The organism is Fructobacillus sp. EFB-N1, from assembly GCF_001038455.1.
Taxonomy (GTDB): Bacteria; Bacillota; Bacilli; order Lactobacillales; family Lactobacillaceae; genus Fructobacillus; species Fructobacillus cardui.
This window is the reverse complement of sequence record NZ_LDUY01000029.1, coordinates 1-17,483: the sequence shown is the minus strand read 5'-3', so window position 1 is coordinate 17,483 and position 17,483 is coordinate 1. Positions and strand designations below refer to the sequence as shown.

General features: G+C 43.7%; 17 protein-coding genes and 4 tRNA genes. 17 read left to right on the top strand and 4 right to left on the bottom strand.

What is annotated here, in order from left to right; all coding sequences use genetic code 11:
* Nucleotides 1–157 precede the first annotated feature (157 nt).
* From FEFB_RS07030 to FEFB_RS06970, 13 genes are all read left to right on the top strand, one after another.
* Nucleotides 158–231: transfer RNA gene (locus tag FEFB_RS07030), tRNA-Trp, on the top strand.
* 2 nt (nt 232–233) lie between these two features.
* Nucleotides 234–306, top strand: a tRNA-His gene (locus FEFB_RS07025).
* 26 nt (nt 307–332) lie between these two features.
* A tRNA-Leu gene (locus FEFB_RS07020) sits at nt 333–416 on the top strand.
* 135 nt (nt 417–551) lie between these two features.
* Complete coding sequence (gene rsmG, locus FEFB_RS07015; RefSeq protein ID WP_152666250.1) at nt 552–1,268, top strand: 16S rRNA (guanine(527)-N(7))-methyltransferase RsmG; 717 nt, start codon at nt 552–554, stop codon at nt 1,266–1,268.
* A gap of 19 nt (nt 1,269–1,287) precedes the next feature.
* The gene (locus tag FEFB_RS07010; protein WP_047975536.1) at nt 1,288–2,046 is read left to right on the top strand and encodes a ParA family protein; all 759 of its coding nucleotides are present in this window, start codon (nt 1,288–1,290) and stop codon (nt 2,044–2,046) included.
* Nucleotides 2,039–2,938: a ParB/RepB/Spo0J family partition protein gene (locus FEFB_RS07005; protein ID WP_047975535.1), complete on the top strand. Its 900-nt coding sequence runs from the start codon at nt 2,039–2,041 to the stop codon at nt 2,936–2,938. The genes FEFB_RS07010 and FEFB_RS07005 overlap by 8 nt, the downstream gene beginning before the upstream one ends.
* A 1-nt stretch (nt 2,939) precedes the next feature.
* Nucleotides 2,940–3,143, top strand: coding sequence for a DUF951 domain-containing protein (locus FEFB_RS07000; RefSeq protein ID WP_047975534.1), 204 nt, complete (start codon nt 2,940–2,942; stop codon nt 3,141–3,143).
* 33 nt (nt 3,144–3,176) lie between these two features.
* Entirely contained in the window at nt 3,177–4,277 is a 1,101-nt protein-coding gene (gene ychF / locus FEFB_RS06995; RefSeq protein WP_047975533.1) for a redox-regulated ATPase YchF, read from the top strand.
* Between the two features lie 27 nt (nt 4,278–4,304).
* Nucleotides 4,305–5,012, top strand: a complete 708-nt coding sequence (locus tag FEFB_RS06990; protein ID WP_047975532.1) for a DUF1129 family protein — start codon at nt 4,305–4,307, stop codon at nt 5,010–5,012.
* A gap of 3 nt (nt 5,013–5,015) precedes the next feature.
* Nucleotides 5,016–5,705, top strand: coding sequence for a response regulator transcription factor (locus FEFB_RS06985; protein ID WP_047975531.1), 690 nt, complete (start codon nt 5,016–5,018; stop codon nt 5,703–5,705).
* A 2-nt stretch (nt 5,706–5,707) separates the two neighbouring features.
* The gene (locus FEFB_RS06980; protein ID WP_047975530.1) at nt 5,708–6,835 is read left to right on the top strand and encodes a cell wall metabolism sensor histidine kinase WalK; all 1,128 of its coding nucleotides are present in this window, start codon (nt 5,708–5,710) and stop codon (nt 6,833–6,835) included.
* Nucleotides 6,836–6,839: 4 nt separating this feature from the next.
* Nucleotides 6,840–8,165, top strand: a complete 1,326-nt coding sequence (locus FEFB_RS06975; RefSeq protein WP_053068976.1) for a D-alanyl-D-alanine carboxypeptidase family protein — start codon at nt 6,840–6,842, stop codon at nt 8,163–8,165.
* Between the two features lie 110 nt (nt 8,166–8,275).
* Nucleotides 8,276–9,619 carry a glucose-6-phosphate isomerase gene (locus FEFB_RS06970; protein WP_047975529.1) on the top strand — a complete coding sequence of 448 codons (1,344 nt, stop codon included), beginning with the start codon at nt 8,276–8,278 and terminating at the stop codon, nt 9,617–9,619.
* A 128-nt stretch (nt 9,620–9,747) separates the two neighbouring features.
* Here the strand turns inward: FEFB_RS06970 and FEFB_RS06965 are convergent, their stop codons facing one another.
* Entirely contained in the window at nt 9,748–10,365 is a 618-nt protein-coding gene (locus FEFB_RS06965) for a TrkA C-terminal domain-containing protein (protein ID WP_047975528.1), read from the bottom strand.
* Nucleotides 10,366–10,534: 169 nt separating this feature from the next.
* Here FEFB_RS06965 and FEFB_RS06960 point away from each other — a divergent pair, with 169 nt between their 5' ends.
* Together FEFB_RS06960 and FEFB_RS06955 are read left to right on the top strand one after the other, a co-directional pair.
* Nucleotides 10,535–11,725 carry a glycine betaine/L-proline ABC transporter ATP-binding protein gene (locus FEFB_RS06960; RefSeq protein WP_047975527.1) on the top strand — a complete coding sequence of 397 codons (1,191 nt, stop codon included), beginning with the start codon at nt 10,535–10,537 and terminating at the stop codon, nt 11,723–11,725.
* On the top strand, nt 11,718–13,433 hold the full coding sequence (locus FEFB_RS06955; protein ID WP_047975526.1) for an ABC transporter permease/substrate binding protein: 1,716 nt from the start codon (nt 11,718–11,720) through the stop codon (nt 13,431–13,433). The genes FEFB_RS06960 and FEFB_RS06955 overlap by 8 nt, the downstream gene beginning before the upstream one ends.
* 127 nt (nt 13,434–13,560) lie before the next feature.
* Here the strand turns inward: FEFB_RS06955 and FEFB_RS06950 are convergent, their stop codons facing one another.
* The 3 genes from FEFB_RS06950 to FEFB_RS06935 form a co-directional block, all read right to left on the bottom strand.
* Nucleotides 13,561–14,784, bottom strand: a complete 1,224-nt coding sequence (locus FEFB_RS06950) for an ABC transporter permease (RefSeq protein ID WP_047975525.1) — start codon at nt 14,782–14,784, stop codon at nt 13,561–13,563.
* Nucleotides 14,777–15,673 (bottom strand): ABC transporter ATP-binding protein, encoded by an 897-nt coding sequence (locus tag FEFB_RS06945; RefSeq protein ID WP_047975524.1) that lies wholly within the window; start codon nt 15,671–15,673, stop codon nt 14,777–14,779. Before FEFB_RS06945 ends, FEFB_RS06950 begins: the two co-directional genes overlap by 8 nt.
* A gap of 468 nt (nt 15,674–16,141) precedes the next feature.
* Nucleotides 16,142–16,213, bottom strand: a tRNA-Glu gene (locus FEFB_RS06935).
* Nucleotides 16,214–16,418: 205 nt separating this feature from the next.
* Between FEFB_RS06935 and FEFB_RS08805 the strand changes: the two genes are divergently transcribed.
* The gene (locus FEFB_RS08805; protein WP_161795110.1) at nt 16,419–16,565 is read left to right on the top strand and encodes a hypothetical protein; all 147 of its coding nucleotides are present in this window, start codon (nt 16,419–16,421) and stop codon (nt 16,563–16,565) included.
* Nucleotides 16,566–16,616: 51 nt separating this feature from the next.
* Entirely contained in the window at nt 16,617–16,793 is a 177-nt protein-coding gene (locus tag FEFB_RS08800; RefSeq protein ID WP_161795109.1) for a hypothetical protein, read from the top strand.
* Nucleotides 16,794–17,483: the final 690 nt, after the last annotated feature.

The window sequence follows — 17,483 nt, the reverse complement described above, 5'->3', positions numbered from 1 at the left end:
AGAGCACCTGCCTTACAAGCAGGGGGTCACAGGTTCGATCCCTGTATCGTCCATTAAGCTACGCCCTCTTTTTTGTTTCCAAACATGAGTTAGAGTAACCTTGTGGGGTGCAAGTCCTCATCATGTTATTTCGGCGATAGCTGATTGTTAATACCTTAGGGATATAGTTTAATGGTAGAATAGCGGTCTCCAAAACCGTTGATGGGGGTTCGATTCCCTCTATCCCTGCCATGGCGGTAGTGGTGAAGTGGTTAACACACTGGTTTGTGGATCCAGCATGCGAGGGTTCGATCCCCTTCTACCGCCCTAATAAAGTATTTATACTTTATATTGCCCTTGTGGCGGAATTGGCAGACGCGCTGGACTCAAAATCCAGTGGTGGCAACACCGTGTGGGTTCGACTCCCACCGAGGGCATAACGAAAAACCTGGACTTTTGTCCGGGTTTTTTCTTTGGACAAAAAGTGGGTGAAACCTTGAATTTTCCCCGTTTTTTAGGTATTCTTGTTAAGAGTAAACTAGGTAAAATACGACCTGGTTTGGAGGATGATTTTGGACCAAGAAGCATTTTTAAAGACCCTTGAAGAAGCCGGTTTGACACTGTCAGACCAGCAAATTGAGCAGTTTGACCGTTATTTTTCCTTGTTGGTTGAGACAAATAAGGAATTTAATTTGACCGCCATTACGGACCATGATGAGGTTTATTTGAAGCATTTTTATGATTCGCTGACATTGGCAATTTACCAACCGGCTTTAAGGGTTGCCAAACCAACTTTGATTGATATTGGTTCTGGTGCTGGCTTCCCGGCAATTCCTTTAAAAATTGCTTTACCAAACTTAAAGGTAACGTTGGTTGATTCTTTGAACAAGCGAGTGAATTTTTTGAAAACGGTTGTTGCAGACCTTGGTTTAGAAAACGTGATGGTTTTGCATGGTCGTGCCGAAGATTTTGGACAAGATCAAAAAATACGTGAAAGCTTTGATTACGCGACGGCTCGAGCAGTGGCGCGAACTGCAGTTTTAGCTGAGTACACATTACCGTTTGTGAAAATCGGTGGACAACTTTTAGTGATGAAGGGTTCTGCTGGCGAAGATGAACTGAAGGCCGGAAAAAAGGCTTTACAGACACTTGGTGGCCAATTAAAGGAAAACTTTACTTTCACTTTACCAAATCAGGATCCACGAATGATTCAGATGATCGATAAGGTACAAAAGACACCAAAGAAGTATCCAAGACAAGCGGGTACACCTAGCAAAAAGCCATTATAAAAGAAAAAGGAGCCAGCAGATGGCAAAGATTATTGCTTTAGCCAACCAAAAGGGTGGGGTTGGCAAGACAACGACAAGTATTAACCTGGGTGCTGCCTTGGCGAAGGCTGGTAAGAAGGTTTTGTTAGTAGATGCTGATCCACAGGGAAATGCAACCTCTGGTGTTGGTGTTGACAAATCAGAATTAGAAAATGATGCTTATGAAGTTTTGATTAACGGAGTTGCTGCTAACGATGCTATTGTCAAAGCGGGTACACTCGATATTTTACCAACGACCATTCAGCTGTCAGAAAGTGAAGTGCAATTAGTTGATCTTCCTCGACGGGAATTTCGTTTAAAGGATGCGCTGGCACCGCTGGCCGACCAATATGACTATATTTTGATTGATAATCCGCCTTCACTAGGGCTTTTAACAATTAATTCTTTCACGGCAGCAGATGCGGTGTTGATTCCAGTCCAAACCGAATTTTATGCCTTAGAGGGGTTGGGACAATTGCTCAATACGATTGAACTTGTCCGCCAAGGTCTGAATCCTGATTTGGAAATGGCTGGAATTTTATTGACAATGTTTGATACCCGAACTAATTTAGCAAAGCAGGTCTCTGAACAAGTACGAACATACTTTGAAGACCGGGTTTACCATACGGTCATTCCGCGGACAGTTCGGTTATCGGAAGCACCGTCATACGGCCAGGCGATTATTGATTTTGATCCAAAGTCACTTGGTGCGCGGGTGTATACCGAATTTGCGAAGGAGGTCATGGCGCAATATGGTTAATAAAAAAGGTGGCTTGGGTAAAAACATGGATTCGCTCTTTGGATCTAATGGTATTTCAAAGGAAGCTTTGGCCCATTCCAAAACAATTAGCCGCAACCCGGAGGCTGGGGAAAAAGTCATTTCGATTCCCTTAGACCAAATTGAAGCCAATCCGTTTCAACCACGGTTGCACTTTGATGAAGAATCCATCAAAGAGCTGGCTCAGTCGATTAAAGAAAATGGCTTGTTGACGCCGATTATTGTCCGTCAAAGCGGTGCTAAGTATCAAATTATTGCTGGTGAACGTCGTTTCCGCGCAACGAAGACGTTGCCGGTGAAGGAAATTACTGCGATTGTTCGGGCAACCAATGATGACACGATGGCAACGTTGGCGTTGATTGAAAACTTGCAACGCGATAACTTGGACCCGATTGAAGAATCACGTGCTTATGCAAACTTGATGGCCCAGCTGGATTTAAACCAAACTCAACTGGCCGAAAAATTAGGTAAAGAACGGACCACGATTGCCAACGCTTTGCGGTTGTTAAAGTTACCAAATCAGGTCCAAGACCTGGTTCAAGCTGGTGAGCTTTCAATGGGGCAAGCCCGTGCCTTACTTGGCTTGGAAAAAGAAGGCCAGATGAATGCGGTTGTTCAAACAATTTTGAAAGAACAGTTGAATGTTCGTCAGGTCGAAGCACTGGTCAAGAAGGTCAACGCTGGTGACCAAAAGCCTGCTAAAAAGGCTGAATCACCGTTTGCTAAGGATTTAGCAAATCGATTAGAAGACAAATTTGGAACGAAGGTCAAGGTCAACACCGGTTCAAAGGGTGCTGGAAAGATTGAAATTGCCTATCTTTCAGAACAAGATCTGGCCCGAATCTTAAGTATTTTGTCAATTGAGGTAGATTAAGATGGCGCAATCAATTGAATACGGTCTGGGCGACCTAGTTGAAATGAAGAAGCCCCATGCTTGCGGAACTAACGCTTGGGTGGTGAACCGCCTTGGGGCCGATATTAAAATTACCTGTTCGAACTGTAACCGGACAATTATGTTGACCCGGTTTAACTTTGAAAAACGCTTGAAAAAAGTCTTAAAAAAGGCCGAAGAAGATTAATTTTCGCGGTTCAAGACGAAAGGATAAACAGACATGGCTTTAACAGCTGGAATCGTTGGACTACCTAACGTTGGTAAGTCAACACTTTTTAATGCAATCACAAAGGCTGGTGCGGAAATGGCAAACTACCCATTTGCCACCATCGAACCAAATGTTGGGATTGTTGAAGTACCAGATGATCGCTTAGCTCGGATTCAAGAAATTGAACCAGCAGATAAGATTATTCCAACAACATTTGAATTTACCGACATCGCCGGTATCGTGAAGGGCGCATCTAAGGGTGAAGGACTTGGAAACAAGTTCTTGGAAAACATCCGCCAAGTGAACGCCATCGTTCACGTTGTTCGTGCCTTTGATGACGATGAAATCATCCACGTTAACGGCAAAGTTGATCCACTTGATGATATCGATACTATTAATACCGAATTGGTCTTAGCTGATTTGGAAGCGGTCGATAAGCGCTATGCTAAGGTTGCTCGTGCTGCCAAGGGATCTGACAAGGCTGCCAAGGCCGAAGCTACTGTATTGGAAAAGATTAAGCCGGTCTTGGAAGCTGGTAAGGCTGTCCGGACAATTGACTTCTCAGAAGAAGAAGAAAAGGTCGTGAAGAGCTTGTTCTTGTTGACGTCAAAGCCAACGCTTTATGTTGCCAATATCGCAGAAGACGACATGGCTAATCCAACGAACTCACCGTACTATCAAAAAATTAAGGATTTCGCTGATTCTGAAAAAGCAGAAGTGATTGCTTTGTCAGCAAATGCAGAAGAAGAAATTGCACAACTAGACGATGATGAAAAGGCCGATTATTTGGAATTGGCTGGTGTCAAGGAACCTGGTTTGAACAAGTTGATTCGCTCTGCTTACCACTTATTAGACTTGCGAACATTCTTTACCGCTGGTGGTAAAGAAACGCGTGCATGGACCTTTAAGGCTGGCTACAAGGCACCTCAGGCTGCCGGTGTTATCCATTCTGACTTTGAGCGTGGGTTCATCCGAGCAGAAACGATTGCCTTTGCTGATTTGGATGAGTACGGCTCTGTTAAAGCGGTTAAAGAAGCCGGTAAGTTGCGATCAGAAGGAAAAGATTACGACGTTCAGGACGGCGATATTATCGAATTCCGTTTCAACGTATAATAAATTTAAAGGACGAAAGACAGTAAGATGACTCAAGTAGATTCCCAATTAAGCAAGAAGAACCAAGACTTTATTTTTCGATTTAAGAAGGGCTTGGCGGAAACTGACAAGTTAAGTGACGAACGCAAGGAAGAAATCGTGCAAACAGTTTCTGACAAGCTTTACGTCGGCCAAAAGGCAGGGAAAACAGCTGCACAAATGTATGGGTCACCGGCTCAACTTTTGCAGCAGTACTTGAATCCTCGTCGTTTAGCTAAGAAGTTCCACGATTATTCCTTTACATTCTTGGCCACTGACACGGCTTTGGTCTTGGTCATGTTCTTGTCTGGTTTTTTCGCTGTTACGATGAGTTTTGGCAAGAGTTCAAGCGAAAGCCAGGGAATCGGCGTTGTGTCAATGCTCTTGCTGTCATTCTGGGGTGGTGCTATTTATACCCTGGCAATGCAACGTTTGGTACCTAATCCAAAGGACAAGAACCCTAAGAAGAAAATGCCAACTTGGTTGTTGCTGATTGTTGTTGCCATCCTTTGGGTTGCCGGCTTTACGGCCTTCATGTTTGTTCCTTCAGTAATTAACCCAAGTTTGCCACTTTTTGGGAATGTGTTGGTCTTGGCTTTGGCTTGGTTGGCATATCTGTTGAACCGAAAGCATGCTGGATTGGAACATGGTGGTATTTTGGCCATTTCAAAGTTGTCTCAGCAAGCACGGGTAGATGAGGCAAATCAAAAGGAGTAAGGGATGAAAATCTTAGTTGTCGACGACGATCAAGAAATCGCTGAATTATTAGAAATTTACTTGAAAAACGAAGGCTACGAACCCGTGATTGCACAAGATGGGAAAGAAGCCCTCTCAAAGTTAAATACTAACCCGGATGTTGCTTTAATGGTATTGGACATTATGATGCCCAATATGTCTGGTTTAGAGGTGTTAAAGGCTGTTCGCAAGGATACGCACATTCCAATTTTGATGCTCTCGGCTAAGTCTTCTGATATGGACAAGATTCAGGGACTGATTTCCGGCGCCGACGACTACGTCACAAAACCCTTTAATCCTTTGGAAGTGATGGCCCGAATTCGTTCGCTTTTGCGGCGATCCCAAAACATGGTCCAGGAGCAAAAGCCGGATGTGTTATCGGTAGCCTCTTTAGTGATCAACAAGGATTCCCACGAGGTGAAGACAACCAGTGGTGATTTGGTTAATTTGACGGCCTTAGAATTTGGAATTTTATACCTGTTGGCCTCTCATCCAAACCGGGTTTTCTCTGCTGATGACATTTTTGAGCGCGTCTGGCAACAGGAATCTGTTGTTTCTGCTAAGACGGTCATGGTGCACGTTTCCCACTTGCGCGATAAATTAGAAGAAGCAACACATGGTGACCAGGTTATCCAGACTGTCTGGGGTGTTGGTTACAAGATTGAAGTGAGCTAATTATGGTCAAAAAAAGTACAATTTTGGCGCAAACCGTTTTGTCTTTACTTTTGGCCACCTTGACCTCGTTTGGCCTTGCCTGGGCGTTGGTATTTGACCTCTTAAAAGACAAAATGAATTGGTCAGCTCGGGAAAGCTGGCCTTTTTTTTACATTGTTTGGCTACTGTTATTAATTATTTGGTTGATTCATCTGTGGCGGCGTAGTCGAGAACGGTTGTTATTGCTAAACCTGACGAAACGACTCTACACCCTTGCCAACCATCCTGACCTTGATCACAAATCGGATGGCAATGATGAGTCGGATTTACCTGAAAACCAGGAAAAGCGGCAGTTACCGACTTATAGCAATCAAGCACGGCAGTTAACGGCCTTAGTTGACCGTGTGGTCGCCGAGTTCAATTTGACTCATGAAGAGCAGTTAGCCGTTGAAAAGTCGAAGGATGAGATGATGACCAACATCTCTCATGACTTACGGACGCCGCTAACGGCCATTATTGGTTACCTGGGCTTAGTGGTCACGCCCAATTCGCCCTTATCAGAAGAAGACCAGGCTAAATATTTAAAGACGGCCTATCATAAGTCCAACCAGATGAAGACACTGGTTGAAGACCTCTTTGAGTTTGCCAAGTTACAAACAACACAGGTGAGCTTGAATATTACTGATTTTTCGCTGGGCGACCTTTTTGATCAAGTCCTAGCGAACTATGCCATGGAGGCGGAAAATCGCCATCTGCGCTTTGCTACTAATTTAGACCCACGTGTGATTGTGATGTCAGGTGACTCGGACAAATTAGCCCGGGTTTTGATCAACTTGGTTGAAAACGCACTGAAATATGGTCAAGGTGCTAGCTTTATCAAATTAACTGGCCAGGTCAAGGAGAATGGATTGGTAGAAATCAGGGTGATTAATGATGGTCCTGCTATACCTGCTAGTTCGGCTAATCATATTTTTCAACGTTTTTACCGAGTGGAAGAATCGCGTAACAACAAGACTGGTGGTACGGGCTTAGGCCTTGCCATCGTGAAGGGCATTATTGACCAGCATAACGGTCACGTAAAAGTCGAATCAGATGAGACGGCCACGGCATTCGTCATGACCCTCCCGCTGAAACAAGTGAAAGAAGAATAGAGTTATGAGTGAAAAGCCAATGTATCGGTTACAGGCCGCCAATCGAAAGAAAAAACGGGGGCGGTTTTGGGCCATCCTAATTGCCATCCTTGTGTTGGTGCTGGCCTTGCTGGGTGCTGGTCTATATTTTTTGACACCAGATGATGTTAAATCATCGATCCAGGCAACTAAGGACCAACCGGTAAGCTTAAATGTTGATGCCACTTCGGCCGTGGTGATTGATTTAACATCCGGCCAAGTTTTGGGGGAAAAGGATGCTAATAAGCAAGCACCAATCGCCTCTGAAAGTAAAATGTTGGTGGCTTACGGTGTTTTGAAGGCCATCGAAAGCAATCAATTGAAGTGGACTGACTTGGTGACTGTGCCAGCTAATGCCGATCTTTCGGCACAAAATGCGGATGCCATTTCGCATTTGAATATGAAGACGGGCGATAAGCTTTCGGTGCGCGACCTGTACTGGGCAATGTTTACTAATTCCGCCAATGATGCTGCGCTGACTTTAACGGCAGCCTTAACCAAGCCCGGACAAACAGCCCAACAAACCCTCGAGTCTTTGGCCAGTGACCTGAACTTAAAGGGAACCGCCTGGTATAATGGGGCCGGTTTGACAAACGGTGACTCTTATAACAACAACGAAGTTACCTCCGCATCTGATTCGGCTGCAAACCATGCATCAGCGATGCAGGTGGCAGAAATTGCCAAAAAAATCATGACAATGGATCCAACCTTGAAGACGGTGACGGCTAGTCCAACGATTACCTATACAAAAAACAAGACCGTCAAGGTAACGGAAACTTCTGATTTTGGTCAGGGATTTGCCAACATTGTCAAAGGCTTGGATAATGAAAACGGGTTGAAAATCCTTGGTTTGAAGACGGGTTCAACGCCAGAAGCCGGGGCTTGTTTCACTGGTTACGTCGTTGACCAACAGGGACATGAATTCTTGACGGTTGTCAACAATGCCGCCGATTACACGGATACAAAGCAACGGTTCCAAACCACAATTGATATGGTTAACCAGGTTTTGGCCAAAAAGAAAGCGTATACCTATACGTTGGGTAAGCAACTGACAAACCACAAGACTGTTGGTGTCGATGGGGAAAGTAAATCAGTTGACGTGCAGGTGGCAGCAAGCAAGACTTATTGGACTAGTCCGAAAAAGTCATTGAAGATTCAATCGTTGAAGGACTTAAAATCTCGTCCCGATGACAAGAGTACCGACGTGGTCACCTATGCGAAGCCGGAGTTGAAGGCGAACTTCCTGCCTGGCCTTTCTGACACGGATAAGGAAATTCCTTTACAAGTTTTAACGGCGACAGCTAAGAAATAGTTTAAAAAAAGTTTGCCTAATTTTTAGTCACAGCGTTAACATTACCGTAAAGAGTGCTATAATAAAAATAGTGAAAGCGTTTACTTTCCGGACAGAAAGGGGTATTCTTCATGGCAGCAATCCATTTTGATTCGAATGGTTTACAGAACTTTGTTGCAGACAACGAATTAGATGAAATTAAGGATCAGGTTCGTTTTGCGCATCAGACGTTGGTAAATAAGACCGGTGCGGGGGCTGATTTTACCGATTGGTTCCACTGGGCATCGAGCCAAGACCAAGCTAGCTTAGCACCAATTCATCAGGCGGCGGATGCGATTAGAAAGAATTCTAAGGTTTTGGTGGTCATTGGAATTGGTGGTTCTTACTTGGGATCGCGAATGGCCATCGACTTTTTGAAGTCACCTTGGCATAACGAATTAGTCCAGGGCGATGAAGTCAAGGTATACTTTGCAGGTAATGCCATGTCACCAATGGCCTTAGATGAATTGGACCGAGTAATCGGTGACCAAGATTTTTCTGTGAACGTGATTTCAAAATCAGGAACCACGACGGAGCCAGCCGTTGCCTTTCGTTTCTTTAAGCAACGTTTGGTAGCTAAGTATGGTGAAGAAGGTGCCAAAGAACGTATCGTGGCCACGACGGATGCCAAGAAGGGTGCCTTGAAGAATGAGGCAACCGCCGAAGGGTACCAAACGTTGGTTATCCCTGATGGTATTGGTGGTCGATTCTCTGTTTTATCAGCGGTTGGTTTGTTGCCAATGGCCGTTGCCGGCATCAATATTGAAAATGTTTTGGCTGGTGCAGCGGAAGCTGAAAAGACTTATAGCAGTGACAATGTCCATGAAAACCCAGCCTTAGCCTATGCGGCTTACCGCCGGATTCTCTACGATAAGGGCTATACAACTGAAATCTTGGCTAACTGGGAACCATCTTTGCAGTATTTGTCAGAGTGGTGGAAGCAGTTGATGGGTGAATCAGAAGGAAAGAACCAAAAGGGCATTTATCCTTCATCTGCAAACTACTCAACTGATTTGCATTCCCTTGGTCAATATATCCAAGAAGGCCGTCGTGACCTCTTTGAGACGGTTGTTCGTATTGATCATTCAAAGCATGATTTACCAATCCCAAAGACTGGTGATAACGAAGATGGCTTGCTTTATTTGGAAGGAAAGTCATTGGAAGAAGTTAATAAGACTGCCGCAACTGGCGTTGTCTTGGCTCACGTCGATGGCGGTGTGCCAAACTTGGCCGTCCACTTGGACCGTCAAGATGAAGCCGGTTTGGGTGAATTGATTTACTTCTTTGAATTGGCTGTGGGTGTTTCAGGTTATCTCTTTAACATCAACCCATTCAACCAACCTGGTGTTGAGGCCTATAAGACGGCCATGTTTGCCCTCTTGGATAAGCCAGGCTATGAAGAACAAAGCAAGGTCTACCACGACCGTTTAAAGTAAGACAAAATAAAAACTAGAAACCAAATTCGCGCATGCAGGCGAATGGTTTTCTAGTTTTTTTGTTTAATTGATTAATTGGTGCGGTGCTATTCAAGCGCTAATAGCTGATTTTTACAAAGAATACGCTGTTAAACAGCAAAGAATTGATGGATAGCTTCAACCGTTTTATCGGAGCCAACGAAATAAATCGTATCACCAGGCATGATATTGGCATAGGGGCCGGGTGATAAGATAATTTCGTCTTCGTGGAGAATGGCGATAATCGTTGCTCCGGTATTTTGCCAAATGTTCAAAGAACCGATTGATTGGTTAAGCATCGGTGAGGCGGCTTCGGGGATAAATTCGTAAGGTGACATGGGATTATTTTTGCGCACTCGTTGGGTTTGATCCAATATGAGTGAGAAGGCCTCATCTAAATTAGCTAAGTCCTCTTTTTGCTTAGCGATTAAGCCTTTAATTTCGCTGTGAGTGGTTTGCAGGTCGCGACTTTCTTTTGCTTGATCGAGAAATTCACGGGCCTTTTCCCTTGAAAGAACTTCGACGCCAGAGCCGTGAACGGGCTTGACGATATCGAGATCGGCTAGCACTGAAATCGCCTTGCGGGCGGTTTCAGCGGAAACGCCAAAGGTTGCGGCTAAGGTTGACCGAGCATGCAGCTTTTCGCCAACGAGAAATTGTTTATTAACGATGTGCTCAGCGATTTCCTGAGCGATTTGGTGATAACGAGGTTCTTTAACTTTCGGCATAACCGGCGTCCTTTAAAAGAATTAGTGAATAAATATTCTAATTTGACAAAAGTGACCACTAGTGTATGATAATAGAGTGGTCACTATTGACCACCGCTAAAATCCACGACGGTGGTCACTTATTTAGTTTATTTTAAATGAGCAGGATAGTCAACTCATAGGAGGGTTTATGCCAAAAGTTCAGATTAAGCATTTAACCAAAATTTTTGGAAAGCGCCAGAAGGCCGCTTTGAAGATGGTTGAAGAAAATAAATCTAAGAACGAAATCTTTGAAAAGACTGGTTCAACGGTTGGTGTTTACGACATTAACCTTGATGTAAATGAGGGCGAAATCTTCGTCATCATGGGGTTGTCAGGTTCTGGGAAGTCAACGTTAATTCGTTTGCTCAACCGCCTGATCGAACCAACCAGTGGGGAAATCTTTTTGGATGGGAAAAATATTACCCATTACAATAAGAAAGAAATGCTTGATATTCGTCGGAAGAAAATGTCGATGGTCTTCCAGAATTTCGCCTTATTCCCACACCGGACCATTCTGGAAAACACAGAATTTGGTTTGGAAATCCAAGGTGTGCCAGCAGCAGAACGGCGCGAACGTGCCGAAAAAGCCTTGGAAAATTCGAAACTTTTGTCCTTTAAGGACCAGTATCCTTCACAGCTTTCAGGGGGGATGCAACAGCGAGTTGGTTTGTCACGGGCATTAACGAATGATCCTGACATTCTCTTAATGGATGAAGCCTTTTCGGCCTTGGATCCATTGGTTCGTCACGAAATGCAAGATGAACTCTTGGATTTGCAGGCTAATGTGAAGAAAACCATTATCTTCATCACCCACGACCTGAACGAAGCTTTGCGTTTGGGTGACCGGATTGCCATCATGAAGGATGGTCAGTTACAACAAATTGGTACTGGAGAAGAAATTTTGACTAACCCAGCCAACGATTATGTTGAAAACTTTGTGGAAGATGTTGATCGTTCAAAGGTTTTGAATGCGGAATCCATCATGATTCCTGGTTTGACGGTTAACGCTGATACTGATGGGCCAAACGTTGCCTTACACCGGATGTCAGAAGAAGAGGTTTCTGGTTTGGTTGCCGTGGATGGTAACCGGAAATTTGTCGGGTACGTGACATCTGATGCGGCTGTGAATGCTCGTCGTGAAAAGTTGACTTTGCGTGACGTGATCACAGCGATGCCAACCGTAACGCCTGATATGATTGTTTCAGACATTATGCCAATCATTTATGACGCGCACACGCCCGTGGCCGTTGTCGATGAAAATCAGAAGCTCCACGGCATTATCATTCGTGGTGCCGTGATTGAAGCTTTAGCCCAAACGGAAGGAGACAATAATGATTAATTTATTATCAGTTGCCAAACTCCCAATCGACTCCTGGGTAACCGATGGGGTTAACTGGTTAACAAAGAATCTTTCTGGATTCTTTACGGCCATTCAAAATAGTGGTTCCTCTACGATGGATGGCATTACGAACTTCTTAACAGCGATTCCAATGCCAATTTTCATCATCGCCTTGGCATTGATTTCATGGTTGTTGACGCCTAAGAAATATGGTCAACCATTCTTTATCTTGATTGGTTTGGCTTTGGTTGCCAACCAAGGATTGTGGTCTGATTTGATGCAGACGCTGACATTGGTCTTGATGGCCTCGGCTGTCTCTTTGGTCATTGGAATTCCATTGGGGATTTGGACAGCTAAGTCGCCGAAGGCCTACATGGTCATAAAGCCCATCTTGGACTTTATGCAGACCATGCCCGCCTTTGTTTATTTGATTCCGGCCGTTGCTTTCTTTGGTATCGGTGTCGTGCCTGGGGCCTTTGCCTCCGTTATCTTTGCCTTGCCACCAGTTGTTAACTTTACTTACCTTGGGTTGCAACAGGTGCCAACTGATTTGGTCGAAGCCGCTGACTCATTCGGGGCAACGACTTGGCAAAAGTTGTTCAAGTTGGAATTGCCAAATGCAAAGAACACCATTATCGCCGGTGCTAAGCAAACTATTATGTTGGCCTTGTCAATGGTTGTGACGGCTTCGATGATTGGTGCACCAGGACTTGGTCGTGGTGTCTTGTCAGCCGTTCAACACGCCGACGTTGGTTCAGGATTCGTTAATGGAATCGCTTTGGTTATCTTGGCCATTATCATTGACCGCTTTGTTCAACGAATGAACACGGAACCTGTTTCTGCACCAAAGTTGCCAAAGTGGCGTAAGTTGGCTACTTGGGCAATGTTGGCTGTGATTGCTATCTCCGGTATTGCCGGCAGCATCACTGCTCATCAAGCTTCAGGAAAGAAAGTCAACATTGGCTATGTTGAATGGGATTCTGAAGTTGCCTCAACGAACGTCTTGGCTGAAGCAATGCGTCAGCACGGCTATGATGTGACAATTACGCCACTTGATAACGCCGTGAACTGGCAATCAGTTGCTAACAAGCAAACTGATGCAACTGTTTCGGCTTGGTTACCAAATACTCACAAGGCCTTGTACGCTAAGTATAAGAACGATGTTGATTTGCTTGGTCCTAATTTGACTGGTGTGAAGTTAGGTTTGGTTGTTCCAGATTATATGAATGTCAACTCAATTGCTGATTTGACAAATCAGGCAAACAAGACCATTACGGGTATTGAGCCTGGTGCCGGTGTTATGGCTGCTGCACAAAAGACAATTGATTCTTACGGTAACCTTTCTGGTTGGAATTTGCAGGCATCATCATCTGGTGCAATGGTTTCAGCATTGGATAAGGCTTACAAGGATAAGCAACCAATTATCTTGACTGGTTGGTCACCACACTGGATGTTCAACAAGTATAAGTTGAAGTACTTGGCTGATCCAAAGGGAACGATGGGATCACAAGAAACAATTAATACGGTTGTTCGTAAGAACTTGAAGCAGACGAACCCTGATGTCTACAAGGTGATGAAGAAGTTCCATTGGACACAGGACGACATGCAGACGGTGATGCTTGATATTCAAAACGGTAAGACACCTACAAAGGCCGCCGATGACTGGATTAATAAGCACAAGTCTCAAGTCAACGCTTGGTTTAAGTAACATTACTAATATCGTTTGACGTCAGTTTGACGGCAAATTAAAAGCGACTCGAAGTAATCAATTTGATTACTTGGGTCGCTTTTTTGTGCGCTGTTAGCTAGTCGATTGCAACGCTGATTTTAACCGCTTAAGAGCGCTTGAAAGAGGCTAAGAGTTGCTTTAAGATATTTTCGTCTGAGTAGGACAAAACGTTCTTAGCGTAGAGCTTTTGACCGTATTGAGCAAGTGCCACGAGGGCAATCAGCGAAATGGTCAGTGACAGAAGTGCCTGCCACCAGTTAACGTATTGGTTGGCGAGGAGGCTGGGCATCGTTGATTGCGATATAAAGGGGATGTAAGCAAAAATTCGAACGACGATGTTATTACCACCGTTTGAAGCGGATGCCAGTCCAACAACATAGGGGATCATGGCTAGGGTGGTCACAGGGACCATTGCTTGGGAAACCTGTGAAGTATCGTTGACTAACGAAGCCGCAATCGCTGCCAAGATCAGGTACAGCCCAGTGGCGACGATGATGAATACAAATGTATAAGTCAAAAATGCCGGAGTCAAGGCGGTTAGGTAGGAAAGCGCCTGCTTAACCATCGTAATTTGCTGACCGAAGAGGTTGGCACCTACCCCTAGGACGACATAGGAAAGCAACTGGGTAACCAAGAGGCCGGTAATACCAAGGAGTTTGCCAAAGTATTGCGCCTGGGCTGATGAGGCCGCTAGCAGGGTTTCCATAATTCGTGATGACTTCTCGTTAGCAATTTCATTACCGATTAAGGAAGCATAGGTGGAAACAATTAGTAAGACGATAATGGTGACAGCAACTGAAATGACTGCCTTTGCAGCTTGGTTACTATCGGCATCCTGTTGGCTTGATTGGTTTTGGACCGTTGTCTTGAGGCTAAAGGGGGTCATCAATGCCGCAGTTTGCCGTGCAGTCAGACCATAATCGGCCGCTTGGGTTGCCAAGAACAGCTGGCTTAAAACTGCTTGCAATTGATCTTTGTCAATCTCCGGTGCTTTGGGCTGAGTGACTAATGTGCCTTGACCGCCGTTTAAGGTCAGGATGCCGTCGATTGTCTGCTTTTTCAAGGCCTTTTGGGCCGATTTCTCATCGGTAACTGAAGAGACTTTGATATTGAGTTTGTTGGCTGATTGGCTAATCGCTTCACGACTGGTATTGGGACCAATGAGGGCTATTTTTGCCGGTTGGTCGTTTGAAAAGTAGCTAATACCAAAGCCCAGGCCGCCTGCTACAGCAATTAAAAGAATGGGGGAAATAATTAACCACCAGAAGGACTTTTTCTTGAGGCGAGTGAGATAGGTATGCTTAGCAACTAGAAGAGTGGGGTTAGTCATTGGTGCTGACCTCCGTTTTAAAGATTTCAGCCAGAGTGGGTGGCTGTTGTGAGAAGGCGGGGATATAGCCATTTTTGGTTACGGTTTCAAAAATTTGTCGTCCGGCATCTTCATCGGCAAGTGTCAGCATATAGCCACCGTCCTTTGGTTCAGCGTGAATGACCCCGGCCATCGCCAAGTAGTCTGATTGCGTCAAATTAGGGGTTTCAACATAGAGTCGAGTCCGGCCAAAGGATTCACGGATTGCTTGAATGGACCCCTGGAGGACGGTTCGGCCCTTTTTGAGCATGAGTAGCTGGTCTGAAATTTGGCTCACGTTATCCATGTTGTGTGATGAGAAAATAATCATCGCACCGCGGTCTTTGAGACGTTTAATTTCTTCCATAAAAATGGCCGCGTTGACGGGGTCTAAGCCCGAAAAAGGTTCATCGAGGATAATGAAGTCGGGCTCGAAAATCAGCGCCATAATCATTTGAATTTTCTGGGCATTTCCCTTTGACAGCGATTGCACCAAGTCACCTGGCTCGCCAACGACTTGAAGGCGGTCCATCCAGTCTTTTAGGGCAGTCTTAGCGGCCTTTTTTTCCATGCCGTGCAGTTGGGCCAAGTAGACGACCTGTTCTTCAACCGTTTGCTTTTGATAGAGACCGCGTTCTTCGGGTAAGAAGCCGATTTTCCGACGCAAATGATCGTCGATTGGGTGGTTATCCCAGGAAATGGTGCCCTCGTCTGCCTGGATAAAGTCTAAAATCATCCGAAAAGTAGTGGTTTTACCGGCACCATTTTGCCCGATTAGTCCGAGAACTTCACCTGGTTGGAGGGTAAAGGAGAGGTCGGAAACAGCTTGGTGGCCGCCGAATGATTTTGATAGGTGGGAAAGAGTAATCATGATAAAGCTCCTAACGTACATGATCAAAATGGATGAAGAAGGTTTAATTGTTTGCGTTAACTATGAGTGCTCGGCCGTGGTTCAGGTTGGGGGCAGACGTTTATTAGTTAGTGCAAAAAATCAGAATTCAGCATTTGCTCGAATATCCTCATTATCTCACAGTTTAGCTCGGAGTTCGAACCTGATGAAGGCGAGTATTGAGCCGATTAGAATGGTTATTGGGTGCGGGTGGGGTGGAGCGGTTTTTGGGTTGATTGCTGGTATTTTTGTGGTCTGAATTTGGGGATGTCTGCGAGTGGAATTCTGCATACAGATAAATAGGAAATGAATTTTCTAATACATGCTCCAAAATTTAGACAGAGTTCTGATTTTTTTACTATATTTTATATGCTTTGGCGGTCCTGATATAAAGCTACTTACAAAAGAAAAAAGCTATACAGTGCAAATTTGCACTGTATAGCTTGCTTATAGCCCCAGAGGGAGTCGAACCCTCGATTCCGCGCTGAGAACGCGACGTCTTAACCACTTGACCATGGGGCCATGGTCAACAATACTTAAATAGTTTACTAGATTATTGACCACTAGTCAATTAGTTTTTTTGTTCTTTCTAGTTAAGTTCATTTATTTGGGGTATCATCACTTTTTATCCCATAGTAAAGGAAAGAATCAGATGAGAAGCTGAGCAAAAAGTTTGCTGTAATCAATGCTAAACTAGACAGAATAGAAAGAAAACAGGGAGATGGCTATGAAAGTCAATAAAAAGCAGAAGTGGGTTATCGTTGTATCAATCATTGTATATGTAGTGGTGATTGGATTACATAATTATGATAGCAATGACCCAGGTAGTGTTAATTACAAAGGCACCCATGCAACAAAGAATGAAAGAAAGTAGAAGATGGTCTTACTAGGATTTGTATTTTTAATTTTTGGTGGCATTTATCTTATGTACTGGACATCATACAAGATTATATCCTGGCTTCTTCCGTTCTTGTTGATGTTTGCTGGAGCATTGATGGTGCTTGATTTCGTTTTAGATCACTGGATTCTAACACTCTTTATTTACACCGTGTTAGCTGTGATTGCGTTCTTTGCGGTTAGTGATAGCAATGATGAAGAGTAAGGATAAAAGGGCTCTTTAGGATACAATACAACGTAGTACCTAAAATTAAAAAAAGTTGTGATTGTGACCTTTATTTTGTTTGTATCAGATTACTAAATAGAAATCATTTTTGTCACATTGCTCATAAGATAAATTGTCTATTGGTAAATAATATTTGAACCACTACTAGAAATAAATCGATATTGTTTTTCAAAGCATTGTCGATTTTTTATTTGTCAAAATGTCATAAATTTCCGATTATTTAGGAGATGGTCGTGATATAGATACATATATTTTGTCATGCGAAGAATCTTTCGTGTACTAATTAATTTGATACAAGCTTTGTCATTTCAATTTATTCAGAAAAAGGATTGCACTAATAATTTGCTTTGAAAGTTCGTGATTTCCTATTGGAATAATATATGAATGAAAATTGATACGATGTGGTAATGAAACTGATTAATTTATAATTATCATGAGTCTAAATAGGAAGAAAAGTTAATCTATTGGATTTTAATTAAGAAACTTTATTTCTAATTTAATCTAAGTTACGGTAATATTGTTATTTGAAATTTTATATTTTTTTCAAAATTAAAAAGAGATAAAAATAAAATATGTTTTATAAATGGCAGATTACAAGTTTAATTCGAACAACCCCGAAAAACTTCTAGTGGCGTCTGGTAGTTATGTAACTTCATGGGTCGATTGTTG